We start from the raw sequence: 23,283 nt of genomic DNA on the forward strand, positions 1-23,283 counted from the left end.
CTAATGTCGAGTCGTGGCTGATGAACAGGTGGCGGTGTACGACGCTGAAGGCAACGTCACCGGAACCGCTTCCCGCTCCCGCGTCTACGCCGAGGGGTTGTGGCATGCCAGTTCCGGCGTGCTGTTGCGTTCCACCGACGGCGCCCGCATCTACGTGCACCGCCGCACCACCACGAAAGCGGTGTTCGCCGGGATGCACGACTGTTTGGCCGGCGGCGTCGTCGACCCGGGGGAGACGTCGCGGCAGACCGCAACCCGGGAACTCGCCGAGGAACTCGGCGTCACCGATGTGCCGTTGAGGCCGTTGGCCTCGGCGGCCTGGGATGGGCAGTGGGCAGGAAAGCCGATGCGGTGTCACCTGTTCGCGTTCGAGGCGCGCTGGGACGGACCGATCCGTCACCAGCCCGAGGAGGTTGCCGACGGGTGGTGGTGGACTGACGACGAACTCGCTCGGCACGTGGCCGACCCGGACTGGCCGTTCGTGCCCGACACCCGGGTGTTGATGCCGCAACTCCTTATGTCAACACCCTTGAGCTAGTACTGCGGATCCGTCTTACTGGGTGGCACACAGCCATCCAGGAAGAAACCGTGCAAACTGTTTTCGAACGAACCATTCCCGCCAGCGGTCTCATCGAGCGTTCGCTGGCTACCACCGTCTTGCAGCCTTTCTGGCTCGATGATGCACCGGCTCAGCCCGGCCATCCGGTGTTGACGCGGGCATCGTCGCGGTACGACCTCGTGGTGGTCGGCGGCGGGTACACCGGTCTGTGGTCCGCCGTGTTGGCCAAGCAGCGTGACCCGGGCCTGCGGGTCGCTCTGCTCGAGGGGCAGACGCTCGGATGGGCCGCCTCGGGACGCAACGGCGGTTTCGTCGAAGCCTCACTCACTCACGGTGAGGAGAATGGACGCAGCCGATGGCCCAATGAGATTGACGTCCTCGACCGGCTGGGAATGGAGAACCTCGACGCCATCGAGAAGACTGTCGGCTCACTGGGTCTTGATTGTGATTTCGAGCGGACCGGCTCCATCGCCGTCGCGCTGGAGCCCTATCAGGCCGACGAGCTGGCCGCCGTCCCGGAGCGGCCGGGGCACCTGTACCTCGACCGGCAGGCCATGCGGGCGGAGGTCAATTCGCCCACCTATCTGGCCGGCAGGTGGGCGAAGGACAGTACCGCACTCGTGCATCCCGCCAAACTCGTCAACGAACTCGCCCGTGCCGCAGTTGATCTCGGGGTGGACATCTACGAACACAGCAAGGTGCTCGGCGCCGGGCCCGGCCGCCGCGGCGGGCCGGTGACCGTGCGCACCGAGCGCGCGTCCCTGCAGGCTGACCGAGTGGTACTGGCCACCAACGGGTTCCCGTCGTTGTTGAAGCGCTACCGGTACCACACGGTGCCGGTCTACGACTATGCGTTGATGACCGAACCGCTCACCGATGCCCAACTGGCCGAGATCGGCTGGGGTAACCGCCAGGGCATCAGTGACATGTCGAACCAGTTCCATTACTACCGGTTGTCCAAGGACAACCGCATCCTCTGGGGCGGGTATGACGCCGTCTACCACTACGGTGGCCAGATCCGGCCTCAGTACGAAGACCGCGATGTCACCTATCGGCGCCTTGCCAGTCATTTCTTCACGACGTTCCCGCAACTGGAAGACGTTGCGTTCACCCACCGTTGGGCGGGGATGATCGATACCTCGACGCGATTCTGCGCCTTCTTCGGGTCGGCGTGTGGGGACCGCGTCGGCTATGCCGCCGGGTTCACCGGGCTGGGTGTGGCGGCCACCCGTTTCGCCGCCGAGGTCATGCTCGACCGCTTCTCGGGCACACCGACGGCGCGGACCGAACTCGAGATGGTCAGGTCGATGCCGCTGCCGTTCCCGCCAGAGCCGTTGGCCTCGGCCGGAATTCAGGCGACCCGTTGGTCGCTCGACCGTGCCGACCATCACCAGGGACGTCGAAACGTCCTGCTGAAGGCACTTGACTCGGTCGGGCTGGGGTTCGATTCGTAGCGTTCCCGCGCACCGGGACGCGGCGACGCCGCACAATGAGGCAAGTGCGTTGACATAGTGCCGGAGGCAGTGCGGATGAGCCGACCATTGAAGTCCGAGTCGCCACGGCGACGCCGGCGGCAGACCAAACACGGCGTGGTCCTGTCCGAGCAACTCATTGTCGAGGCCGCACTGCGCGTGCTCCAGTACCACGGTGCCACTGGCCTGACGGTCCGCCGCCTCGGCACGGCCCTCGGCGCTGACCCGACCGCCCTGTACCGCTACTTTCGCGGCATCGAAGACGTGGTGCTCGCCATCACCGACGAACTCCTGCGGCGGGTGGTCGAGGGTTGGGAACCTACCGGGCGATGGCGGGACGACATGCGGGAACTCGGCCTGCGCGTGCACCGCGTCTATGTCGAGCACCCGCAGGCCGGGGTGCTGGCCGCGAGCCGGGTAACCGGAGGGCCGTACGAGATCCAGGTCATCGAAACGGCTCTGGGGCTGCTGCGGTCGGCCGGATTTCCTGAGCGCGAAGCCGTCGAGGTGTATCACGCCTTCATCGACCAGATGCTCGGCTTCGCCGCGCTGGATGCCGCCTTCGAAGCTCTGCCCGCCGAACATCGGGAACGCGACGACGGCAAGTGGCGCCACACGTACGCCCAATTGCCCGCCGAGACACACCCGAACATCGCCGCTACCAGCCGCCTGCTGGACGAGTCGATGCGGCGCAGTGGGTGTGAATCGGCCCTCGATCTCCTCCTCGACGGCATTGCCGCGCGACTGAATCGTGACAACCCGAATCAGTCCAGTCGTCACAGGGATGTGGACAGTCGGCGTCGTTGATAGTCGGGTGTCAGTGCGCCTGGGTTGCGATGCCGCCGATCAGTTGGTCCAGGCCGGAACGGAATTCGGTCAACGGGTCTTCGTCGGTCTGATCGAATGCCCCGGAGTCGAGGGCGGCCGCCAGTGCTGGGAACCGGGTCGGCTCCACCAGGCGGCGTAGCAGTCCGGGGTACTCGCGGTCGCTCACGTCACGGGCTTCGATGGCCAGCGCCGCCGAGCCTCGCGTGAAAACCAACACGGCGACGACGGCGGCGAGCTTCTCGCGTTCGGTCAGCCCGGTGCCGGACAGGGTGGCCAGGCCGGCGTCGAGCCAGGCGAGCTGACTGGGATCCGCGGGCAGCCCGGCCGACGCGGCCTGCAGGATCCACGGATGGCGGTGGTAGATGTTCCAAAGCTCCAGTGCCCAATTTGTCAGTGCACCAGTCCAATCCGCGCCCTCGGGCGCAGGCGGTGGCAGGCCGGGGCCGGCCGCGAGCATGAACGTCACCAGTTCGTCCTTGTTGGCCACGTGCCGGTACAGGGACATGGTGCCGCACCCGAGTTGCTCGGCCAGCCGTGCCATCGACAGGGCGGCGAGTCCGTCGGTGTCGGCGAGTTCGACGGCTTTCTTGACGATCGCCTCCCGGGTGAGTCCACGCGACCGGCGGGGCGCCGAGTCTTGCTGCCAGAGCAGGCGCAAGGCGCGGGGCAGTGGGGTATCGGGACCGGCCATCAACGCTCAGAGTAACCAGTGACATCTGGATGCGTATGACATACCCTTTTGCGTATGTCATACGCATCCAGGTGGTCCACTCGGCTCGTCCCGGCCCTCGCGGTCGTCGTCGTGGTGTTTCTGACGTATTCGCTCCCGCCGTACCTGACCGGCGGCACCCGGGTGCCGCCCACCTTCGGGCTGCACTATCCGCTGCTGGTCGCGCACGTTCTGCTGGCGAGCGTGGCGATGACGTGTGCCGTCGCGCAGATCTGGCCGGGGCTGCGGCGTCGTCACCCGGTGCTGCACCGTCGTACCGGGCGCGGCTACGTCGCGACAGCGATCCCGGCGGCGGTCTGCGCGATGGTGATCGGGGCGGCGACGCCGTTCGGGCCGATCCTGGCGGTCAGCAATGTGACGCTCGGAGCGCTGTGGCTCTGGTTCACCGTCGACGGCTTCGTCGCGGCGCGGCGAAGCCGATTCGGTGCGCATCGACGCCAGATGTTGCGCAGTGCGACGCTGGCACTGTCGATCATCACCAACCGGATCTGGGCTCCCGTGTTGTACCTGGGATTCGAGCCATTGCGCGACAGTGCTTTTGGCGGCAACGAGGAAAAGTACCTGTGGTTCGTCGCGGGGGTGGGCGGATGGCTGGGCTGGACGATTCCCCTTCTGCTGCTGCAGACGTGGCTGCGGCGGCAGTCGCGTGCCGGTTCGGGACCGGTATTGATGGCAACGTCAGTTCCCCGGTAAACCCCAGCGAGCAGGAGTAACCTCCACCGCGTTCAGCCCTACCGGTGCCGAATCGCCAAACCGGAGTGAGGTCGCCATGCCTACCGAGTTCAACGGCAAGATCGAATTGGATGTCCGGGATTCCGAATCGGACTGGGGGCCCTACGCGGCACCGACCGCGGTCGAGAATGCTCCGAATGTGCTGTACCTGGTGTGGGACGACACCGGCATCGCCACCTGGGACTGTTTCGGTGGCCTGGTGGACATGCCCGCGATGAGCCGGATCGCCGAACGCGGGGTACGGCTGTCGCAGTTCCACACCACGGCGCTGTGCTCGCCGACCCGCGCCTCACTGCTCACCGGTCGTAACGCCACCACGGTGGGGATGGCCACCATCGAGGAGTTCACCGACGGATTCCCCAACTGCAACGGGCGGATTCCGTTCGAGACCGCCCTGCTCTCGGAGGTGCTCGCCGAGAACGGTTACAACACCTACTGCGTGGGCAAGTGGCACCTGACCCCGTTGGAGGAGTCGAACCTCGCTGCCACCAAACGGCATTGGCCGTGTTCGCGTGGGTTCGAGCGGTTCTACGGATTCATGGGCGGCGAGACCGATCAGTGGTACCCGGACCTGGTGTACGACAACCATCCGGTCGATCCGCCGGCCACCCCCGAGGAGGGCTACCACCTTTCGCAGGACTTGGCCGACAAGACGATCGAGTTCATCCGGGACGCCAAGGTGATCGCCCCGGACAAACCCTGGTTCACCTATCTGTGCCCAGGTGCCGGTCACGCCCCGCACCACGTGTTCAAGGAGTGGGCCGACCGCTACGCGGGCCGGTTCGACATGGGCTATGAGGCCTACCGCGACATCGTGCTGCAGAACCAGAAGCGCCTGGGTATCGTGCCGCCCGATACCGAGCTGTCACCGGTCAACCCCTATGCGGATGTCAAGGGGCCCAACGGAGAACTGTGGCCCGCGCAGGACACCGTGCGGCCGTGGGACACCTTGAGCGACGATGAGAAGCGGCTGTTCGCCCGGATGGCCGAGGTGTTCGCCGGGTTCCTGTCCTACACCGACGCCCAGCTCGGCCGGGTGCTGGACTTCCTGGAAGAGACCGGCCAACTCGACAACACGATCATCGTGGTGATCTCCGACAACGGGGCCAGCGGCGAGGGCGGCCCGAACGGTTCGGTGAACGAGACCAAGTTCTTCAACGGCTACATCGACACCGCCGAGGAAGGGCTCAGGTTCCTCGACCGGCTGGGCTCGCCCGAGACCTACAACCACTACCCGATCGGTTGGGCGATGGCGTTCAACACGCCCTACAAGCTGTTCAAGCGCTACGCCTCGCATGAGGGCGGAATCGCCGACACTGCAATCATCTCCTGGCCCAACGGTATTGGCGCCCATGGTGCAGTACGCGACAATTACGTCAACGTCTGTGACATCACTCCGACCGTCTACGACCTGCTCGACATCACGCCGCCGGCGAGCGTGCGCGGCGTTCCGCAGAAGCCGCTGGACGGTATGAGTTTCAAAGTGGCGCTGGATAACCCGGATGCCCCCACGGGTAAGGAAACCCAGTTCTACACGATGCTCGGCACCCGCGGCATCTGGCACAAGGGCTGGTTCGCCAACACCGTGCACGCCGCCACCCCGTCGGGCTGGTCCCACTTCGACGCCGACCGCTGGGAGCTGTTCCACATCGAGTCGGATCGCAGTCAGTGCCATGATCTGGCCGACGAACAGCCGGACAAACTCGCCGAACTCACGGCGCTCTGGTTCAGTGAGGCCGACAAGTACGACGGGCTGCCCCTGGCCGATCTCAACATCCTCGAGACCATGACCCGCTGGCGGCCGTACCTGGCCGGTGAGCGGTCCAGCTATACCTACTATCCCAACAGCGCCGAAGTCGGTCTCGGCGCGGCCGCCGAACTACGCGGGCAGTCGTTCACCGTGCTCGCCGACGTCACGGTGGACGGGGACGACACCCAAGGTGTGTTGTTCAAGCAGGGCGGTGCACACGGCGGTCACGTCCTGTTCATCGCCGACCGAAGGCTGCACTACGTCTACAACTTCCTGGGCGAGCACGAGCAGTCGCTGATCTCACCCGATCCGATCCCGTTGGGGCGGCACGTCTTCGGTGTGCAATACCAGCGGACCGGCACCGTCGAGGGCAGCCATACCCCGCTCGGCGACACCACCTTGTACGTCGACGACGACGCGGTCGCCGAGCTGGCCGGGATGCAGACCCACCCCGGCATGTTCGCGCTCGCCGGAGGCGGAATCTGCATCGGCCGTAACACCGGATCGGCGGTGTCACAGCAATACCGGGCACCGTTCGCCTTCACCGGCGGCACCATCGGGCACGTCACCGTGGACCTGTCCGGCGAGCCGTATCAGGACCTCGAGCGCAGGCTCGCGGCCGCGTTCGCCAAGGACTGATCGATGAACCCGACGGCGATGGGTGTCGGTGCACTTGCCGTCGCCGCGATGGCGGGCTGCGGCAGTGGCGGCCCCGTCGGTAGCCCGGCTGCCCCCGCCACCACCGTGGCGGCCCCGGTCACGACCGTTCCGGCGGCAACGACCTCTTCGAGCCGGCCCGTACCCGAATTCGCCCTGCCCGCCTATGGCGTCGAACCGACGACCACGCGGGTACTGGCCGCCGGTGAAGTCACCTGCCCACCCCCGGATGGCCCGACCGTCGCGGTGCACAGTCCGGCGCCGCGCTCACCGACGCTCACCGTCGGGATCCCCCAAGGGTTCACCGAGGTGATACCGCATACGGAGGCGGTGCGACTGACCGGACCGGCCGGGATGACCGCCGAGATCACGCTCACCCCGACCACCCGGGACGCGCAGGGTGCCTTCGATCAGTACAGCGACGACCGCGTCGCGAAGTTCTCGATCAACAGCGTCAGCGTGTTGCCCGGTGACCTGTGCGGCTACAGCGGGCAGAAGCTGATGGGCATCCTGGCCGACCAGCCGGGCAGGGGCAGCCAATATGCCGACCGGATCGTTCACATCTGGACCGACAGCGGCGATTTCCTGGCCGCCGTGCGCGTCGAGGCGCCCAGCGGGACCAAGGGATTCGACCAGGCCAGTTCGGCGATGCTCACCGACTTCGGAATCACCATGCCGGGCTGAGCCGGCCGATGATCGGCCGCGACTAGCCTCGATTTGTGGCCACCGAACTCATCGAGCTTCCCGGCGGGACCTTCCGGATGGGTTCGACGGAGTTCTACCCCGAAGAGGCCCCGGTGCACACCGTGACCGTCGGCGCGTTCGCCATCGAGCAGCATCCGGTCACCACCGCCCAGTTCGGCGCATTCGTCGAGGCGACCGGCTACGTCACGATCGCCGAGCGGCCGATGGACCCCGCGCTGTATCCCGGCGTGGACGAGGCCGACCTGGTGCCCGGCGCCCTGGTGTTCAGGCCCGCCGACGGCCCCGTCGGCCTGCGGGACTGGCGCCAGTGGTGGGACTGGGCCCCCGGAGCCAACTGGCGCCGGCCCTTCGGCCCCGACCTCGACCCCGCCGCACCGGATCATCCCGTCGTGCAGGTCGCCTACCCGGACGCGGCGGCCTACGCGGCGTGGGCCGGACGGCGGCTGCCCACCGAAGCCGAGTGGGAGTACGCCGCGCGCGGGGGAGTCGAGGGCGTCTACGCCTGGGGCGACGAGCTCACCCCGGGCGGAGCGCTGATGGCCAACACCTGGCAGGGCCGGTTCCCGTATCGCAACGACGGTGCGCTGGGCTGGCGTGGTACCTCACCGGTCGGGAGCTTTCCGGCCAATGCGTTCGGCGTGGCCGACATGATCGGCAACGTGTGGGAGTGGACCACCACGCGGTTCTTCGGACCACATCGGCCGGACGCCGACGCGCCGGCGTGCTGCCCGCCGCGGGCCGGAGCCGCCCGGCCGGCGACTTCGGAACCAGCCGCCGATCCGATGGTGAACCAGGTGCTCAAGGGCGGTTCGCACCTGTGCGCGCCGGAGTACTGTCACCGCTACCGCCCGGCCGCGCGGTCGCCGCAGTCACAGGACAGCTCGACCACGCACATCGGGTTTCGCTGCGTGCTCAGCTGACAGCGCGATACCCGATCGGTAGCGATTTGGCGCATTCGCCGTGCTCACCTACTATGTAGGGGTTGCCTTGGGCAGACCTCGGTTGACTGCTGTTTAAGAGTCAGCCCTGCGTGCCCTTCGGTGACAAAGACCGCGCACGTCCAGGTCGGTATCTGGCGTGCATACAAATCCAGGTCAGGAGATCGAGTGATTCAGCAGGAATCGCGGTTGAAGGTCGCCGACAACACGGGTGCCAAGGAGATCTTGTGCATCCGCGTGCTTGGCGGCTCAGGGCGGCGTTACGCCGGCATCGGTGACGTCATCGTCGCGACCGTGAAAGACGCCATCCCCGGCGGCAACGTCAAGCGGGGCGACGTCGTCAAGGCAGTTATCGTGCGCACCGTCAAGGAGCGCCGCCGCGCCGACGGCAGCTACATCAAGTTCGACGAGAACGCGGCCGTCATCATCAAGGCCGACAACGACCCGCGCGGTACCCGCATCTTCGGGCCGGTCGGTCGCGAACTGCGCGAGAAGAAGTTCATGAAGATCGTCTCGCTGGCTCCGGAGGTTTTGTAAATGAAGGTCCACAAGGGCGACACCGTGCTGGTGGTCTCCGGTAAGGACAAGGGTGCCAAGGGCAAGGTCATCGAGGCCTTCCCGACCCGCGACAAGATTCTGGTCGAGGGTGTCAACCGGATCAAGAAGCACACCGCGCAGTCGCAGAACGAGCGCGGCGCATCGTCGGGGGGCATCGTCACCCAGGAAGCCGCCATCCACGTGTCCAACGTGATGGTGGTCGATTCCGACGGCAAGCCGACTCGTGTGGGTTACCGCGTCGATGAAGAGACCGGCAAGAAGGTCCGCATCGCCAAGACCAATGGCAAGGACATCTGATGACCGCACCAGAGAAGGTTCAGCCCCGCCTGAAGCAGCGCTACCGCGAAGAGATCCGCGAGTCGCTGCACAAGCAGTTCGAATTCGACAACGTCATGCAGATCCCGGGCGTGGTCAAGGTCGTCGTCAACATGGGTGTCGGCGACGCCGCCCGTGACGCCAAGCTGATCAACGGCGCGGTCGCCGACCTGGCCCTCATCACCGGCCAGAAGCCGGAGATCCGCAAGGCCCGCAAGTCCATCGCACAGTTCAAGCTGCGTGAGGGCATGCCCATCGGCGCACGCGTGACCCTGCGCGGCGACCGGATGTGGGAGTTCCTGGACCGGCTGATCTCCATCGCCCTGCCCCGTATCCGCGACTTCCGCGGCCTGAACGGCAAGCAGTTCGACGGCACCGGTAACTACACCTTCGGCCTCAACGAGCAGTCGATGTTCCACGAGATCGACGTGGATTCCATCGACCGCCCCCGCGGCATGGACATCACCGTCGTCACCTCGGCGACCAACGACGACGAAGGCCGTGCGCTGCTGAAGGCGCTGGGCTTCCCCTTCAAGGAGAACTGAGCACATGGCAAAGAAGGCGCTGGTCCACAAGGCCAACAAGAAGCCCAAGTTCGCGGTTCGCGCGTACACGCGGTGCAACAAGTGCGGTCGCCCGCACTCGGTCTACCGCAAGTTCGGGCTGTGCCGGATCTGCCTGCGCGAGATGGCGCACGCGGGTGAGCTGCCCGGCGTGCAGAAATCCAGCTGGTAACCCTTACCAGCCGCCGCGCGCGAGCGCAGCAGACCACAGACCAATCCAAACAGGTTGCGGAAGGCCCTGAACAGGGAACCGCCGCGAGGAAGGTGAGCCGGTTGTCATGACGATGACTGACCCGATCGCAGACTTTTTGACACGTCTGCGCAACGCCAATTCGGCGTACCACGATGAGGTGGCCCTGCCCCACTCGAAGATCAAGGCGAACATCGCCGAGATCCTCAAGAAAGAGGGCTACATCTCCGATTACCGCACCGAGGATGCCCGCGTCGGCAAGTCCCTGGTGGTGTCGCTCAAGTACGGCCCCAGCCGTGAGCGCAGCATCGCCGGCCTTCGCCGCGTGAGCAAGCCCGGTCTGCGGGTTTACGCAAAGTCCACCAATCTGCCTCGGGTGCTCGGCGGCCTGGGCGTGGCGATCATCTCCACGTCCTCGGGTCTGCTCACCGACCGTCAGGCGGCACGAAGCGGCGTGGGCGGCGAAGTCCTCGCCTACGTGTGGTGAGGGGATAGAAGACATGTCGCGTATTGGAAAGCAGCCGGTCCTGGTTCCCACCGGGGTCGATGTGACGATTGACGGCCGCAACGTCTCGGTCAAGGGCCCCAAGGGCACCCTGACCCTGGATGTCGCCGAGCCGATCACCGTCGAGCGCAACGACGACGGCGCCATCGTGGTCAGCCGTCCCGATGACGAGCGGCGCAGCCGCTCCCTGCATGGGCTCTCCCGCACCCTGGTGGCCAACCTGGTCACCGGCGTCACCGAGGGCTACACCCGCAAGATGGAGATCTTCGGCGTCGGCTACCGCGTGCAGCTCAAGGGTTCCAACCTGGAGTTCGCGCTCGGTTACAGCCACCCCGTGGTGATCGAGGCGCCCGAGGGCATCACGTTCGCCGTCGAGACGCCCACCAAGTTCTCGATCACAGGCATCGACAAGCAGAAGGTCGGTCAGATCTCCGCTGTCATCCGTCGCCTGCGCCGCCCCGATCCCTATAAGGGCAAGGGTGTGCGTTACGAGGGTGAGCAGATCCGCCGCAAGGTCGGAAAGACAGGTAAGTAAGTCATGGCTACAACTAAGACTGAAGCTGCCGCCGTCCGCAAGCCGGTGGGGCAGAACATCTCTGAGACCCGCCGCAACTCCCGGCTGCGTCGGCACGCCCGGTTGCGCAAGAAGGTCTCGGGCACCGCGCAGACCCCGCGGCTGGTGGTCAACCGCTCGGCACGGCACATCCACGTCCAGCTCATCGACGACCTGGAAGGCGCCACGCTGGCGGCTGCCTCGTCGATCGAGGCCGACGTGCGCGCCGTCGACGGTGACAAGAAGGCGCACAGCGTTCGGGTCGGTCAGCTGATCGCCGAGCGTGCCAAGGCTGCCGGCATCGACACCGTGGTGTTCGACCGTGGTGGCTACACCTATGGTGGCCGAATCGCCGCGCTGGCGGATGCCGCGCGCGAGGGCGGGCTGAAATTCTGATGACTGTCAACGAGAGGACTGCATGATGGCCGAGCAGGCAACTGGTGCCGGCGGCCCGGGCGCTTCCGACAACCGCGGTGGCCGTGGCCGCCGCGACGACCGCGGTGGCCGTGGTGGCCGCGACAGCGGCGAGAAGAGCAACTACATCGAGCGCGTGGTCACCATCAACCGCGTCTCCAAGGTGGTCAAGGGCGGTCGGCGCTTCAGCTTCACCGCGCTGGTCATCGTGGGTGACGGCAAGGGCATGGTCGGTGTCGGCTACGGCAAGGCCAAGGAAGTTCCGGCCGCCATCGCCAAGGGCGTCGAGGAGGCTCGCAAGAGCTTCTTCCGGGTTCCGCTGATCGGCGGCACCATCGTCCATCCGGTTCAGGGCGAGGCCGCTGCCGGTGTCGTGATGCTGCGTCCGGCCAGCCCCGGTACCGGTGTGATCGCCGGTGGTGCGGCTCGCGCGGTGCTGGAGTGTGCCGGCGTGCACGACATCCTGGCCAAGTCGCTGGGCAGCGACAACGCGATCAACGTGGTGCACGCCACCGTTGCCGCGCTGAAGATGATCCAGCGTCCCGAAGAGGTGGCGGCCCGTCGCGGTCTGCCCCTCGAGGACGTTGCGCCGGCCGGCATGCTGAAGGCCCGGCGCGAGAGCGAAGCGCTGGCTGCCGCAGCAGCGCGTGAGGGATCGGCATAACCATGGCAGAAGTCAAGATCACCCAGGTGCGCGGAACCATCGGCGCACGCTGGAAGCAGCGTGAAAGCCTGCGGACCCTGGGACTGAAGAAGATTCGTCAGTCCGTGGTTCGCGAGGACAACGCGCAGACCCGTGGCCTCATCAACGTGGTGCATCACCTCGTGGAAGTTGAGGAAGTCAAATGAGCGTTATCAAGTTGCACGACCTGAGGCCCGCCCCGGGCGAGAAGAAGGCCAAGACCCGCGTCGGTCGTGGTGAGGGCTCCAAGGGTAAGACCGCCGGTCGTGGTACCAAGGGCACCAAGGCCCGCAAGAACGTCCCCGCGACGTTCGAGGGTGGCCAGATGCCGATCCACATGCGGCTGCCGAAGCTCAAGGGCTTCAAGAACCGCTTCCGGACCTCCTACGAGGTCGTCAACGTCGGCGACATCACCAAGGCCTTCCCGCAGGGCGGCACCATCGGTGTCGACGAGCTGGTTGCCAAGGGCCTCGTTCGCAAGAACAGCCTGGTGAAGGTGCTCGGCGACGGCAAGCTGGCCGTCAAGGTCGACGTGACCGCCAACAAGTTCAGCGGTAGCGCCCGTGAGGCCATCACCGCTGCCGGCGGTTCGGCCACCGAGCTGTAATTGGCGGCTCGCCGCCGTGCTGTAATTTTCTCTGCGCGAGCAGACGTCAAAGCCCCCGCGTCGGCGGGGGCTTTTGCGTTGGCGGTCAGGTGAGCTGCGGGATCACATCGGCGGCCAGTCGCTCCAACTGATCGCAGTCCTCGGCGATGGTCGCGCCGGTGGGGTTGAGCACGATGGTCTGCGCGCCCGCATCGAGAACCTCGCGCAGGCCCCGCGCCACCTCGTCCGCGGTGCCGGCCACGGCTACCTCTCCCAGCCCGGAGCGGTCCCCGTAGATCCGCGCCAGTCCCGCGTCCACCCGCTGCCGCGCGCGGGCGCTGTCGTCGACGATCAGATAGACCCGCTTGCCGATCCGGAAGTTGTCCGGGTCCCTGCCCTGCTCGTCGAGCTCGCGGCGAACCGTGCGCACCGCCTCGGCGAAGGCCGCGGTGGTCGAGGAGCCGGCCCCGAGAAACGCGTCGCCATGACGCACCGCCCGCGCCAACGCCGTCGGTGCATTGGCCCCGAACCAGATCGGCGGGTGCGGACGCTGAACGGGTTTGGGGCTGATGGCCAGGTCATCGACATCGCGGAAGCGGCCGTGGAAGGTGATCCGGGGTTCATCCGACCAGGCGGCTTTCATCAACTCCAGACCCTCGGTGAAGCTGGAGATGAACGTCGAGGAGTCCACGCCGAAGGCCGGGAACTGCCGGAAACCCCCGCCGGGTGCCACCCCGACATCGAGGCGACCGTGGCTGAGCCGGTCCACTGCGGTGATCGCCGAAGCCAGCTGCAGCGGGTCGTGCAGCGAGGTGACCAGGACCGCCACCCCCAGTCGCAGCCTCGTGGTGGCTGCCGCGGCGTACGACAGCAGCTCCAGCGGGGCGATCGTCGGTGCCGGGCCCACGGTCTGCTCGATCGTCCAGCCGCCCTCGAATCCGAGTTCCTCGGCGCGGCCCAGATAAGCCTTGAAGCCCGTGTCGTCGAAACCGTCATGGTCGAGTTGCGGGAGCGAGATGGAAAACGTCACCCGTCTCACGGTACGACTGTGGCTCCGACGGGCGGCGACTTCTCGTCGACGCGCGCGGAATGCCCGGATCGGTAGGCTCGGTTCATGTTCGCCTTTCTCCCAGGGATTCCCGGCCAGGACGATCTCAAGATGTTGGTCCGGCGCTTTGACACTGCCCGGCACAACGGAGTTCCCAGCGGGTGTGTGCTGGAGTTGGACCTGACATCGCTGCCGCCGGAGGCCACCGGATTCGACCCGCTGGCCGTGATCGCGGGCGGCGGCCGCCCGCTGGTGTTGCGCCAGGCCGTCGCGGCGATCCATCGTGCTGCCGAGGACGATCGGGTTGCCGGGCTGATCGCGCGCGTGCAACTGCCCGCGGCCGCACCCGGCCCGGTGCAGGAACTGCGTGACGCCATCGCGGCATTCAGCGCTGTCAAGCCAACGCTGGCCTGGGCGGAGACCTACCCCGGCACGCTGTCCTACTACCTGGCGTCGGCATTCCGCGAGGTGTGGATGCAGCCGTCGGGCACGGTCGGTCTGGTCGGATTTGCCACCAACGCGACGTTCCTGCGCGATGCTCTCGACAAGGTGGGCATCGAGGCACAGTTCGTGGCGCGCGGCGAATACAAGTCCGCGGCAAACGTTTTCACGCAAGCCCGCTACACCGACGCGCAACGCGAGTCCGACGGCCGGATGATCGAGAGCCTGCAATCGCAGGTGTGGCAGGCCATCGCGGCATCGCGGCAACTGACCACGGACGCGCTCGACGCACTGGCCGACAGGGCGCCGGTGCTGCGCGAAGACGCGATCACCGCCGGTCTGGTAGACCGGATCGGGTTCCGTGACGAGGCCTATTCGCGGATCGGTGAACTGTCCGGCGGCCCGACCGAGGCCGGTGCGGATGCCGATAGTCATCCGGATGCCTTACCGCGACTTTACCTTTCGCGTTACGCGCGGACGTCTCCGAAGGTCCCTGCACCGCAGATCCCGGGCCGTAAGTCCAAGCCGACGGTTGCGGTGGTGACTCTGCACGGCTCGATTGTCAGCGGCCGCGGCGGGCCACAGATACTGCCACTGGGCAATTCGAGCGCCGGCGGCGACACCATCGCCGCGGCCCTGCGCGAGGCCGCCGCCGACGACGAGGTATCGGCGATCGTGCTGCGGGTGGACAGCCCGGGTGGCTCGGTCAGCGGGTCGGAAACCATTTGGCGCGAGGTGGTTCGCATCCGCGAGCGCGGCAAGCCCATTGTGGCCTCAATGGGTGCGGTTGCCGCGTCGGGCGGCTACTACGTATCGATGGCGGCCGACGAGATCGTGGCCAACGCCGGGACCATCACCGGATCCATCGGTGTGATCACCGGCAAGCTCGTCTCGCGCGAACTCAAGGACAAGCTGGGGGTCGGATCGGATTCCTTGCGTACCAACCTCAATGCCGATGCCTGGTCATCGAACGCGCCGTTCACCGACGATCAGCACACCCAGATCGAAGCCGAGACCGACCTGCTCTATGCCGATTTCATCTCGCGGGTGGCCGACGGTCGCAAGCTGTCGGTCGAGCAGGTCGACGAGGTGGCGCGCGGACGGATCTGGACCGGTGCCGACGCCAAGGACCGCGGCCTCGTCGACGAACTCGGAGGGCTGCGTACCGCGATCACCCGCGCCAAGGTCCTGGCCGGGCTGGATCCGGAGACCAAGGTGCGGGTGCTGAGCTATCCCGGCTCGTCCTGGTTGGACATGTTGCGGCCCAAGCCTTCCTCGCAGCCGGCCGCCGCGTCGCTACCGCAGGCCGTGGGCGCGCTCCTAGGTCAGTCGGTGGTCGGCGCGCTCGAAGGGGCCGAGCGATCCGTGACGGGTATCAGCGCGTTGTGGCTGGGCGGATACCGATTTTGACGCTGGCGATAGTTACGACGCGGTAGCGGGCCGCGCCTTGTCGGGCGCGGGGCTGTAACGTCAGATCTTGGCAACTGATGAATTGTCGACGAAACGACGGCCTGGCCCTGCGGTGTTCAACCCAGTCAGAGCAGCCGTAAAAGAATGCGCGGCGGGGAACGGTGTCGTCCGACACATGGAGGACTCGTGCCCGCGCATAAAAGCCCGATGAAGGGCTTTGGAGACAAACCGGAGATTGACCATCGCGAACCCGTCGAGAATCCGCCGGACCCCGGTGTCTTGAAACGGGCGATCGCCGCATCGGCGATCGGTAACGCCACCGAATGGTTCGACTACGGCATCTACGCCTACGGCGTGGGCTACATATCCGCTGCCATCTTCCCCGGAGACGCCCAACAGGCGACACTGCTGGCCCTCGCGACGTTCGCGGTGTCGTTCCTGGTTCGCCCGCTCGGCGGATTCGTCTGGGGGCCTCTCGGCGACCGACTCGGCCGCAAACACGTGCTGGCGATCACCATCGTGCTGATGGCGGGCGCGACGTTCTGCGCCGGGCTGATTCCGTCCTATGCCTCGATCGGGATCTGGGCCCCGGTGCTCATGGTCGGGCTGCGGATGATCCAGGGCTTCTCCACCGGAGGAGAGTACGGCGGCGCCGCGACATTCATGGCCGAGTACGCGCCATCGCGCCGGCGCGGTTTCCTCGGCAGTTTCCTGGAATTCGGCACCCTCGCGGGCTTTTCGATGGGTGCGCTGTTGATGCTCGGCTTCTCGGCACTGCTCTCCGATGACCAGATGGGGCAATGGGGGTGGCGGCTGCCATTCCTTGTGGCCGCCCCGCTCGGGCTGGTCGGTGTCTACCTACGTTCGAAGCTGGAGGACACTCCGATCTTCCGCGAACTCGAAACGACGGGGGAGCGGGAAGGTGGGCCCGCGTCTGAGTTCAAGGATCTGGTGGTCGAGTACTGGGGTCCCATCCTGCGATTGGGCGGTTTGGTCGTCGCGCTCAACGTGGTCAATTACACGCTGCTCACCTACATGCCGACGTACCTGGAACAGACGATCGGCTTGTCGAGCAGCCACGCCTTGGTCGTGCCCATCATCGGCATGCTGTCGATGATGGTGTTCCTGCCATTCGCCGGCCACATCTCCGACCGGGTGGGCCGCAAACCCATGTGGTGGTTCTCGCTGATCGGCCTGTTCATCGCCGGTATCCCGATGTTCCTGCTGATGTCGACGAACATGGTCGGTGCCATCATCGCGTTCGCGGTGCTGGGCCTGCTCTATGTGCCCCAGCTGTCGACGATCTCCGCGACTTTCCCGGCGATGTTCCCCACCCAGGTGCGTTACGCCGGCTTCGCCATCGCCTACAACGTGTCGACATCGCTGTTCGGCGGTACGGCTCCGGCGGTCAATGACTGGGTCGTGTCAAAAACCGGCGACCAGCTGGTGCCCGCCTATTACATGATGATTGCCTGCGTGGTCGGGATGATCGCGCTGATCAAGGTGCCCGAGACAGCCCGGTGCCCGCTCAACGGCACCGAGATACCCGGAACACCGGAAGCGCCGGCGCAGCTGGATTACGAGACCGAAACCGAGCCCGAGACCGGCACATCGTCAGCGTCACCCGGCCGGTAGCCGAGCGATCAACCGGTCGACGGCATCCTCCATGTGAGCCAGCATCAGCTTGTCGGTGAGTGCGACGTCGCCGGATCGGATGGCGCTGGCCAGTGCCTGATGCTCATTGACCCGGTCGGTGGAGGTGTCGTAGGTGTCGGCCAGCGCATGCACGCACATCCTGGTCTCGACCAGGAAGGTCTGGTGCAGACGGGAGAGCCTCGGGCTGGCTGCGAGTTCGACGAGCACCTCATGGAAACGCATGTCGGCTTCGCTGACCTCGTCCAGGTCCTTGGCCGCGGCCATCTCGTCGACCACGGCGAGTAACGCGTCTCCGGCGCTCGCATAGTCGCCCTGCAGGATCTGGCGGCTCGCGGTCCGCTCGATCGCCTCGCGCGCCAGGTACATGTCGCGGATCTCGGCGGAGTCCATGGTGTTGACGAACACGCCGCGGTTGCGGATCGCGATGAGCAGACCTTCCTGGGTGAGGCGCTGCATACCTTCCCGCAGGGGACCGCGGCTGACTCCGAATCCACGCGCCAACTCGGCTTCGCCGAGTTGGGTGCCCGGTACGAGTTCGCCGTATGCGATTGCCTGCCGGAGTTTTTCGGCGACGATGCTCGGCGTCGACTCCTGTTCGACGGGGGTGATGAAGTCGGTCACGGCCTCGCTCCGAACAGGCGGCCCAGCCCGGGCAGTGGCGGCACCGAGCCGATCAGCTGCAAGCCCTTCCAGACCGTGACCTGGTTCGCGGTGAGCACCGGTTTCCCGACGTCGGATTCCAGCTGGTCGATGAAAGCCATTGTGTGCATGGCGGTGTCGGGCACCAGCACGGCCTCGGCGTCGGGATGGTCGGCTGCCCGGACCATCGCGAGCACCTGGGCCTGCTGCAGCCGGCCCACCTCGGCCGCGGTGACGATGCCGTGGCTGCCCATCGATATCACGTCCACGCCGCCGCCCGCCAGGAATGCGACGAAGTGCGCCGCCACGTCCTCCGGATAGGACGCGGCCACCGCAACTCGGTGTATACCCAAGTGCTGCAATGCATCTACAAAGGCGATCGACGTGGAAGACGCTGGGACACCGGACGCGGTGGCTACGTCATCGGCCTGCCGTCGGGCACCGTCGCGGCCGAAGACGAAACTGCCGGAGGTACACGCCCACATCATCGAATCCGGACGTGCCGTCCCCAAGCGTGCGACACCGTCGGCCAGGCGTTCGGTCCGGCCGAGATCCAGGAGAGCATCGACGCGATGGGCGTCCTCACCGACGGAGGTGATCGCGACCGGCAGTCTGACCGTCGCCTGCAGGCGCGTTTCCAGCGCGCCGAAGTCGTCTTCGGCGCTGTGGCCGGGATACAGGATGCCCACCGTGGCCATGCAATCTCCCTTCTCCGGCACGCGTTCAGGCTTCCAGCAGCCGCTGACCGGCACCGACGGCCTTGCGGCCCGCCACGGCCAGCGCCGCCCACATCGTCACCTGGTTGGCGGTGACGACGGGCTTGTCGAGTTCACGCTCCAGGCGGGCGATCAGATCGTAGGTCGGCAGATTCGTACAACTGATGACGATCGCCTGCGCGTCGGAACAGTCTGTGGCACACACCAACTCGGCAGTCGTCTCGTAGGGCACCGCCCAGATCCGCGATGTCATACCCAGGCCTGCGGTGGCGGCCACCTCGATGCCGGCCTCCATGAGGTAACTGGTCAGCCCGCTGGTGAGGTCGGTGGTGTAAGGAGTGACGGTGGCGACGGTCCGCACACCCAGGTGCCGGAGGGCGGCGAGCATGGCGCCGCTGGTGGTCACCGCGGCAGGAGCTCCGGCGGCACGCATCGCCGCGACCAAGGCCGCCTCGCCGGCCATTCCCTTCACGAAGCTTCCCGCGGTACATGCATACGCCGTGACCAGTGGCGACACCGAGAGCACGTTCGCGGCACCGGCCTCGACCTGCTCGGGTTCGGAGACATGCACCGCCATATCGATGGTCACCGGGAGCGGGGCGTACCGCAACCGGGTGACGTAGAGGCTGACGTCATTGGGCACCCAGCGCCACAGTTCGCGGTCGAGGGCGAAGTCGTATGGCGTCACGACGCCTATCCCCACCTGCTGCAACGGTGGGGGAGGAACGACATCCTCGAGCGTCATGTCCATAGTGTGAGGCCGAGCGGGCAAACCGGCAACAGATTGTTGACAATCCTACGAAGACGTTCCTAGCCTCGGAACCGTGCCGCCCAAAGCTGCCCGACCCGTGATCGCGGTGCTGTGTGAGCACGAGACCGACCGGGTGCCGGGTTTGGCCGGGGTGGACGCGGAGTTCCGCTACTGCGAGGCCGACGGGCTGCGGCAGGCTGTCCAGGGTGCACAGGCGTTGCTGCTGTGGGACTACTTCTCCACCGCACTCCGTGAAGTCTGGACGCATGCGGATGCGTTGGAGTGGATTCACGTCGCGGCAGCCGGTGTCGACACATTGCTGTTCGACCAGTTGCGGGAATCCGATGTCGTGGTCACCAACGCCCGCGGCGTATTCGACCGTCCCATAGCCGAATACGTGCTCGGTGCGGTGCTGGCCCATGCCAAGGGGAGCCTGGCCAGCCTGGACTTCCAACGCCGGCATGAGTGGCACTACCGCGAGACCCGCAGCATCGCAGGAGCGCATGCGCTCGTGGTCGGGACGGGCGGCATCGGCCGCGAGATCGCGCGACTGCTGCGCGTGGCCGGGCTGTCCGTGCGCGGCGCCGGGCGCGTGGCCGCCGACGAGGACCAGGATTTCGGAACTATCGTTGCCGCCACCGACCTGGCTGCGGCGGTCGGCTGGTGCGATCACCTGGTGCTGGCCGCCCCACTCACTCCGGCGACGCGGGGTCTGGTCGACGCGACCGTGCTCAACGCGATGAAACCCGATGCGCACCTTGTCAATATCGCGCGGGGACCCATCGTCGACGAGGAAGCGCTACTCGCCGCGCTGACTGAACGCCGTATCGGCGGAGCCACCCTCGACGTGGTCAGCATCGAGCCGTTGCCCGCCGAACACCCGTTGTGGGACGCGCCGGGCGCCGTGATCACCGCGCACATGTCCGGCGACGTCGTCGGGTTCCGTGACACCCTGGCCGCTCAGTTCGCCGACAATGCGCGACGCTGGCTGGCCGGGGAGCCACTACTCAACGTGGTCGACAAGCTACTCGGTTACGTACCGGGGGATCCGACGTGACGATCCTGCAGGCGGTCGAGCTGCTCGATGCCTACCGCGCCAAGACGATGTCCCCGGTGGAGGCGACCGAGGCCGCCCTGTCGGCCATCGACCGCCACAACGACGCGGTCAACGCGTTCGTGCTCGTCGACTCCGATGGCGCGGTCGCCGCCGCACGCGAGTCTGAAAAGCGTTGGTATGACGGATGTCCGTTGGGTCCCGCCGATGGCATCCCGACGTCGATCAAGGATGCGCTCTGGACGCGGGGTTGGCCGACGCTGCGTGGCAGCTGGCTCATCGACGAGGCGGGTCCGTGGACCGAGGACGCGCCCAGCGTGGCGCGGCTGCGGGAATCCGGCGCGGTGCTCCTCGGCAAGACCACCACCCCTGAGTACTCGTGGAAAGGTGTCACCGATTCACCGCGCTACGGGGTGACGGGAAACCCGTGGGACCCCGCTGTGACCGCGGGCGGGTCGAGTGGCGGCAGTGCCGCGGCGGTGGCACTCGGGATGGGTGCGTGGTCGGTCGGCACCGACGGCGGTGGTTCGGTGCGCATCCCCGCGGCGTTCACCGGGACCGTCGCACTCAAGCCGACCTACGGTCTCATCCCGCTGTATCCGCCCAGCCCGTTCGGCACGCTCTCGCACGCCGGCCCGATGGCCCGGACGGTGGCCGACGTGGCCGCGCTGCTGGACGTGATCACCGGATTCGACGCGCGCGACTGGTCGGCAATGCCTTCTCCGCGTTCGCCTTTCAGGGCTGCCCTGGGCCATCCGATTGCCGGGTTGCGGGTCGCCTACTCGCCGAACCTCGGCTTCGGCGCCAACGACCCCGAGGTGGACATTGCGGTGCGGACAGCGGTGGAGGTACTCGTGGCGGCAGGGGCGCACGTCGAGGAGGTCGACCCGGGCTTCGCTGACCCGGTGCACGCCTTCCACGTGCTGTGGTTCTCCGGTGAGGCAAAGGTGTTGGAAGGCAAGCTGAATGGTTCAGAGGCCGGACGTGTCGACCCCGGCCTGCGACGCACGGCCGAAACCGGGGCGGCCTTCACCGCGTCGGACTACCTGGACGCGACCGCCGTCCGGATGAAGCTCGGAGAACTGATGGGCAGGTTCCACCAGGCCTACGACGTCCTGGTCACCCCGACCCTGCCGCTGGCCGCCTTCGCAGTGGGCCGGGACGTGCCCGATGGTTCGTCATCGCCGGACTGGACGAGTTGGACGCCGTACAGCTACCCGTTCAATCTGACCCAGCAGCCCGCACTTTCGGTGCCGTGCGGGTTCAGCTCAAGCGGCCTGCCCATCGGGCTGCAGATCGTCGGACCCCGACATGCGGATGCCCTGGTGCTCCGGGTGGGGGGCGTTTACCAGGGCGCGACGGACTGGCACCGCCGGGTGCCGGCGATGCTCACCGAGGAGGTTGTATGAGCCGATTGATCACCGTGTCGCTGGACAAGCGCGGAGTCAACTGCGTTGCCCGATTGCTCGACGAGGCGGCGCCGCGAACGTGTGCGGCCGTGTGGGATGCCCTCCCGCTGGCGGCGCAGGTATTTCACGGCAAGTACGCCCGCAACGAGATCTACACTCTGCTACCGGCGTTCGGTGCCGACCCCGGTAAGGAGAACACCACGGTCACCCCGATACCGGGCGATCTGTGCTGGTTCTCGTTCGACTCCGACGATCTGGGCAACCCCGCGTACGGATATGAGAACAGCACGGGCACCGGAACGACCGGTGCGATCGTCGACCTGGCGCTGTTCTACGGCCGCAACAACCTGCTGATCAACGGAGACCAGGGCTGGGTACCCGGCAACGTGTTCGGCGAGATCGTGGACGGACTCGAGGGCATGGCCGCCGCCTGCCAGGATCTGTGGATGGGCGGAGCCAGGGGCGAGACGTTGCGCTTCGCCAGGGCCACCTGAGCCTCAGCTCAAAGTGCCGCTGACGTAGACGATTTCGCCCATCGGATCGTTCTCGTCACGTTCGGGGACGGGCAGTCCGTGGCGGGCGAACAGCTCGGACCGGGCCACCCCGGACATCTTCCAGCCCTTGGCGCTCAGATAGTCTGCGGCCGAATGCCTTTCGCCGTGGTAGATCAGCGACGGCATGTCCATGTGCAAACCCATCTGACTGAACACCGCGGTGGCGGCCCGGGCCTTTTCCGGGTCGAAATCCTTGAGTCCAGGCACGAACTCGGTGGCTACCATGCTGCCGGGCGCGCTGAGCGCGGCGATGTTGTCGAACAGCCGGTCCTGCGCTTCGGGCGGCAGATAGATCAGCAGACCCTCGGCGCACCACGCGGTGGGGGAGCCCGGATCGAAACCCGCTGCCTTCAGCGCGGTCGGCCAGTCGTTACGTAGGTCGATCGGCACCGTGCGTCGTTCTGCCGTCGGCTCCGCGCCCAGATCCGCCAGCGTGCGAGTCTTGAACTCGATCACCTCGGGCTGGTCGATCTCGTAGACCACGGTGCCCTCGGGCCAGGGCAGCCGGTAGGCGCGCGAGTCCAGACCGGAGGCCAGGATCACCGCCTGCCGGATGCCCGCCTTTCCGGCTGCGGTGATGAAGAAGTCGTCGAAGAACCGCGTGCGCACGGCCATCTCGTCGATGTTGGAGCGGGCCCGTTCGGCCGCATCCGGTGCGAGCTGGGTCAGCGTATCCAGACTCAGCTCACCGTCGACCATCTTGGTGAACACCTCGATGCCCACTGCGCGCACCAACGGCGCAGCGAACGGATCGTCGATCAACCCGTGGGAATCCTGGCTGGCGATTGCCCGTCCGGTCGCCACCAGCGTTGCGGTGGCGCCGACGCTGGAGGCCAGATCCCAACTGTCGTCATCGGTACGTGCCATC

At 66.6% G+C, this 23,283-nt stretch carries 28 protein-coding genes; 22 read left to right on the forward strand and 6 right to left on the reverse strand.

The features are described from left to right. Positions 1–13 precede the first annotated feature (13 nt). The 3 genes from HBE63_RS01405 to HBE63_RS01415 all read left to right on the forward strand — a co-directional run bounded on the left by HBE63_RS01405 (position 14) and on the right by HBE63_RS01415 (position 2,838). Entirely contained in the window at positions 14–538 is a 525-nt protein-coding gene (locus HBE63_RS01405; protein ID WP_166902637.1) for an NUDIX domain-containing protein, read from the forward strand. 50 nt (positions 539–588) lie between these two features. Next, on the forward strand, positions 589–2,013 hold the full coding sequence (locus HBE63_RS01410) for an FAD-binding oxidoreductase (RefSeq protein WP_166902639.1): 1,425 nt from the start codon (positions 589–591) through the stop codon (positions 2,011–2,013). A 75-nt stretch (positions 2,014–2,088) separates the two neighbouring features. Then, positions 2,089–2,838 carry a TetR/AcrR family transcriptional regulator gene (locus tag HBE63_RS01415; protein WP_166902641.1) on the forward strand — a complete coding sequence of 250 codons (750 nt, stop codon included), beginning with the start codon at positions 2,089–2,091 and terminating at the stop codon, positions 2,836–2,838. 10 nt (positions 2,839–2,848) lie between these two features. Here HBE63_RS01415 and HBE63_RS01420 read toward each other — a convergent pair whose 3' ends face one another. Beyond that, the gene (locus HBE63_RS01420) at positions 2,849–3,550 is read right to left on the reverse strand and encodes a TetR/AcrR family transcriptional regulator (RefSeq protein WP_166902643.1); all 702 of its coding nucleotides are present in this window, start codon (positions 3,548–3,550) and stop codon (positions 2,849–2,851) included. A gap of 54 nt (positions 3,551–3,604) precedes the next feature. Here HBE63_RS01420 and HBE63_RS01425 point away from each other — a divergent pair, with 54 nt between their 5' ends. The 14 genes from HBE63_RS01425 to rplO all read left to right on the forward strand — a co-directional run bounded on the left by HBE63_RS01425 (position 3,605) and on the right by rplO (position 12,758). Continuing rightward, positions 3,605–4,282, forward strand: coding sequence for a DUF2306 domain-containing protein (locus tag HBE63_RS01425; protein ID WP_166902645.1), 678 nt, complete (start codon positions 3,605–3,607; stop codon positions 4,280–4,282). A 76-nt stretch (positions 4,283–4,358) separates the two neighbouring features. Beyond that, positions 4,359–6,710, forward strand: a complete 2,352-nt coding sequence (locus tag HBE63_RS01430; protein ID WP_166902647.1) for an arylsulfatase — start codon at positions 4,359–4,361, stop codon at positions 6,708–6,710. A gap of 3 nt (positions 6,711–6,713) precedes the next feature. Next, positions 6,714–7,412, forward strand: coding sequence for a hypothetical protein (locus HBE63_RS31240; protein WP_243858430.1), 699 nt, complete (start codon positions 6,714–6,716; stop codon positions 7,410–7,412). Between the two features lie 35 nt (positions 7,413–7,447). After that, positions 7,448–8,353 carry a formylglycine-generating enzyme family protein gene (locus tag HBE63_RS01440; RefSeq protein WP_166902650.1) on the forward strand — a complete coding sequence of 302 codons (906 nt, stop codon included), beginning with the start codon at positions 7,448–7,450 and terminating at the stop codon, positions 8,351–8,353. A 186-nt stretch (positions 8,354–8,539) separates the two neighbouring features. Beyond that, on the forward strand, positions 8,540–8,908 hold the full coding sequence (rplN, locus tag HBE63_RS01445) for a 50S ribosomal protein L14 (RefSeq protein WP_166902652.1): 369 nt from the start codon (positions 8,540–8,542) through the stop codon (positions 8,906–8,908). After that, complete coding sequence (gene rplX, locus HBE63_RS01450; RefSeq protein WP_163664178.1) at positions 8,909–9,226, forward strand: 50S ribosomal protein L24; 318 nt, start codon at positions 8,909–8,911, stop codon at positions 9,224–9,226. It abuts the gene before it with no gap. Next, positions 9,226–9,789 (forward strand): 50S ribosomal protein L5, encoded by a 564-nt coding sequence (gene rplE / locus HBE63_RS01455; RefSeq protein WP_166902654.1) that lies wholly within the window; start codon positions 9,226–9,228, stop codon positions 9,787–9,789. The genes rplX and rplE overlap by 1 nt, the downstream gene beginning before the upstream one ends. A 4-nt stretch (positions 9,790–9,793) precedes the next feature. After that, complete coding sequence (locus HBE63_RS01460; RefSeq protein WP_003892855.1) at positions 9,794–9,979, forward strand: type Z 30S ribosomal protein S14; 186 nt, start codon at positions 9,794–9,796, stop codon at positions 9,977–9,979. Positions 9,980–10,085: 106 nt separating this feature from the next. Next, positions 10,086–10,484, forward strand: coding sequence for a 30S ribosomal protein S8 (gene rpsH / locus HBE63_RS01465; protein WP_166902656.1), 399 nt, complete (start codon positions 10,086–10,088; stop codon positions 10,482–10,484). Positions 10,485–10,497: 13 nt separating this feature from the next. After that, complete coding sequence (gene rplF, locus HBE63_RS01470; protein WP_163664170.1) at positions 10,498–11,037, forward strand: 50S ribosomal protein L6; 540 nt, start codon at positions 10,498–10,500, stop codon at positions 11,035–11,037. Between the two features lie 3 nt (positions 11,038–11,040). Beyond that, on the forward strand, positions 11,041–11,451 hold the full coding sequence (gene rplR, locus HBE63_RS01475) for a 50S ribosomal protein L18 (RefSeq protein WP_371814871.1): 411 nt from the start codon (positions 11,041–11,043) through the stop codon (positions 11,449–11,451). 25 nt (positions 11,452–11,476) lie between these two features. Then, positions 11,477–12,133, forward strand: coding sequence for a 30S ribosomal protein S5 (rpsE, locus tag HBE63_RS01480; RefSeq protein ID WP_084621991.1), 657 nt, complete (start codon positions 11,477–11,479; stop codon positions 12,131–12,133). 2 nt (positions 12,134–12,135) lie between these two features. Next, positions 12,136–12,318, forward strand: a complete 183-nt coding sequence (gene rpmD, locus HBE63_RS01485; protein ID WP_166902658.1) for a 50S ribosomal protein L30 — start codon at positions 12,136–12,138, stop codon at positions 12,316–12,318. Further along, entirely contained in the window at positions 12,315–12,758 is a 444-nt protein-coding gene (gene rplO / locus HBE63_RS01490; RefSeq protein WP_166902660.1) for a 50S ribosomal protein L15, read from the forward strand. The genes rpmD and rplO overlap by 4 nt, the downstream gene beginning before the upstream one ends. 85 nt (positions 12,759–12,843) lie before the next feature. Here the strand turns inward: rplO and HBE63_RS01495 are convergent, their stop codons facing one another. After that, entirely contained in the window at positions 12,844–13,767 is a 924-nt protein-coding gene (locus HBE63_RS01495; RefSeq protein ID WP_166902662.1) for an LLM class flavin-dependent oxidoreductase, read from the reverse strand. An 84-nt stretch (positions 13,768–13,851) separates the two neighbouring features. On the opposite strand from HBE63_RS01495, the gene sppA reads away from it, so the two are divergent. Beyond that, positions 13,852–15,636 carry a signal peptide peptidase SppA gene (sppA, locus tag HBE63_RS01500; RefSeq protein ID WP_166902664.1) on the forward strand — a complete coding sequence of 595 codons (1,785 nt, stop codon included), beginning with the start codon at positions 13,852–13,854 and terminating at the stop codon, positions 15,634–15,636. A gap of 207 nt (positions 15,637–15,843) precedes the next feature. Continuing rightward, positions 15,844–17,271, forward strand: coding sequence for an MFS transporter (locus HBE63_RS01505; protein ID WP_166902666.1), 1,428 nt, complete (start codon positions 15,844–15,846; stop codon positions 17,269–17,271). Here HBE63_RS01505 and HBE63_RS01510 read toward each other — a convergent pair. Genes HBE63_RS01510 through HBE63_RS01520 form a run of 3 tightly spaced genes read right to left on the reverse strand, consistent with a single transcriptional unit; the run spans position 17,257 to position 19,392 of the window. Continuing rightward, entirely contained in the window at positions 17,257–17,913 is a 657-nt protein-coding gene (locus tag HBE63_RS01510) for a GntR family transcriptional regulator (RefSeq protein ID WP_166902668.1), read from the reverse strand. The genes HBE63_RS01505 and HBE63_RS01510 overlap by 15 nt on opposite strands. Then, positions 17,910–18,629: a maleate cis-trans isomerase gene (locus HBE63_RS01515; protein ID WP_166902670.1), complete on the reverse strand. Its 720-nt coding sequence runs from the start codon at positions 18,627–18,629 to the stop codon at positions 17,910–17,912. Before HBE63_RS01515 ends, HBE63_RS01510 begins: the two co-directional genes overlap by 4 nt. A gap of 25 nt (positions 18,630–18,654) precedes the next feature. Beyond that, on the reverse strand, positions 18,655–19,392 hold the full coding sequence (locus HBE63_RS01520) for an Asp/Glu racemase (protein WP_243858432.1): 738 nt from the start codon (positions 19,390–19,392) through the stop codon (positions 18,655–18,657). Positions 19,393–19,471: 79 nt separating this feature from the next. Here HBE63_RS01520 and HBE63_RS01525 point away from each other — a divergent pair, with 79 nt between their 5' ends. The 3 genes from HBE63_RS01525 to HBE63_RS01535 are packed head-to-tail and all read left to right on the forward strand — an operon-like array spanning position 19,472 to position 22,355. After that, the gene (locus HBE63_RS01525) at positions 19,472–20,455 is read left to right on the forward strand and encodes a D-2-hydroxyacid dehydrogenase (RefSeq protein WP_243858434.1); all 984 of its coding nucleotides are present in this window, start codon (positions 19,472–19,474) and stop codon (positions 20,453–20,455) included. A gap of 47 nt (positions 20,456–20,502) precedes the next feature. Next, the gene (locus HBE63_RS01530) at positions 20,503–21,861 is read left to right on the forward strand and encodes an amidase (protein ID WP_243858810.1); all 1,359 of its coding nucleotides are present in this window, start codon (positions 20,503–20,505) and stop codon (positions 21,859–21,861) included. After that, on the forward strand, positions 21,858–22,355 hold the full coding sequence (locus HBE63_RS01535; RefSeq protein WP_166902672.1) for a DUF3830 family protein: 498 nt from the start codon (positions 21,858–21,860) through the stop codon (positions 22,353–22,355). The genes HBE63_RS01530 and HBE63_RS01535 overlap by 4 nt, the downstream gene beginning before the upstream one ends. A 3-nt stretch (positions 22,356–22,358) precedes the next feature. On the opposite strand, the gene HBE63_RS01540 is transcribed toward HBE63_RS01535, so the two are convergent. Next, positions 22,359–23,282 (reverse strand): class I SAM-dependent methyltransferase, encoded by a 924-nt coding sequence (locus HBE63_RS01540; RefSeq protein WP_166902674.1) that lies wholly within the window; start codon positions 23,280–23,282, stop codon positions 22,359–22,361. Between the last annotated feature and the right edge of the window lies 1 nt (position 23,283).

It is taken from the genome of Mycobacterium sp. DL440 (assembly GCF_011745145.1).
Classification (GTDB): domain Bacteria; phylum Actinomycetota; class Actinomycetes; order Mycobacteriales; family Mycobacteriaceae; genus Mycobacterium.

Bases quoted from the DNA above. Each gene is read 5' to 3' on its own strand.
- HBE63_RS01460 (WP_003892855.1), top strand. From the start codon at position 9,794: ATGGCAAAGAAGGCGCTGGTCCACAAGGCCAACAAGAAGCCCAAGTTC.
- HBE63_RS01535 (WP_166902672.1), top strand. From the start codon at position 21,858: ATGAGCCGATTGATCACCGTGTCGCTGGACAAGCGCGGAGTCAACTGC.
- HBE63_RS31240 (WP_243858430.1), top strand. From the start codon at position 6,714: ATGAACCCGACGGCGATGGGTGTCGGTGCACTTGCCGTCGCCGCGATG.
- HBE63_RS01520 (WP_243858432.1), bottom strand. From the start codon at position 19,392: ATGACGCTCGAGGATGTCGTTCCTCCCCCACCGTTGCAGCAGGTGGGG.
- HBE63_RS01425 (WP_166902645.1), top strand. From the start codon at position 3,605: ATGTCATACGCATCCAGGTGGTCCACTCGGCTCGTCCCGGCCCTCGCG.
- HBE63_RS01430 (WP_166902647.1), top strand. From the start codon at position 4,359: ATGCCTACCGAGTTCAACGGCAAGATCGAATTGGATGTCCGGGATTCC.
- sppA (WP_166902664.1), top strand. From the start codon at position 13,852: ATGTTCGCCTTTCTCCCAGGGATTCCCGGCCAGGACGATCTCAAGATG.
- HBE63_RS01420 (WP_166902643.1), bottom strand. From the start codon at position 3,550: ATGGCCGGTCCCGATACCCCACTGCCCCGCGCCTTGCGCCTGCTCTGG.
- rpmD (WP_166902658.1), top strand. From the start codon at position 12,136: ATGGCAGAAGTCAAGATCACCCAGGTGCGCGGAACCATCGGCGCACGC.
- rplO (WP_166902660.1), top strand. From the start codon at position 12,315: ATGAGCGTTATCAAGTTGCACGACCTGAGGCCCGCCCCGGGCGAGAAG.
- rpsH (WP_166902656.1), top strand. From the start codon at position 10,086: ATGACGATGACTGACCCGATCGCAGACTTTTTGACACGTCTGCGCAAC.
- rplR (WP_371814871.1), top strand. From the start codon at position 11,041: ATGGCTACAACTAAGACTGAAGCTGCCGCCGTCCGCAAGCCGGTGGGG.
- rplE (WP_166902654.1), top strand. From the start codon at position 9,226: ATGACCGCACCAGAGAAGGTTCAGCCCCGCCTGAAGCAGCGCTACCGC.
- rpsE (WP_084621991.1), top strand. From the start codon at position 11,477: ATGGCCGAGCAGGCAACTGGTGCCGGCGGCCCGGGCGCTTCCGACAAC.
- HBE63_RS01415 (WP_166902641.1), top strand. From the start codon at position 2,089: ATGAGCCGACCATTGAAGTCCGAGTCGCCACGGCGACGCCGGCGGCAG.
- rplF (WP_163664170.1), top strand. From the start codon at position 10,498: ATGTCGCGTATTGGAAAGCAGCCGGTCCTGGTTCCCACCGGGGTCGAT.
- HBE63_RS01515 (WP_166902670.1), bottom strand. From the start codon at position 18,629: ATGGCCACGGTGGGCATCCTGTATCCCGGCCACAGCGCCGAAGACGAC.
- HBE63_RS01530 (WP_243858810.1), top strand. From the start codon at position 20,503: ATGTCCCCGGTGGAGGCGACCGAGGCCGCCCTGTCGGCCATCGACCGC.
- HBE63_RS01540 (WP_166902674.1), bottom strand. From the start codon at position 23,282: ATGGCACGTACCGATGACGACAGTTGGGATCTGGCCTCCAGCGTCGGC.
- HBE63_RS01505 (WP_166902666.1), top strand. From the start codon at position 15,844: ATGAAGGGCTTTGGAGACAAACCGGAGATTGACCATCGCGAACCCGTC.
- rplX (WP_163664178.1), top strand. From the start codon at position 8,909: ATGAAGGTCCACAAGGGCGACACCGTGCTGGTGGTCTCCGGTAAGGAC.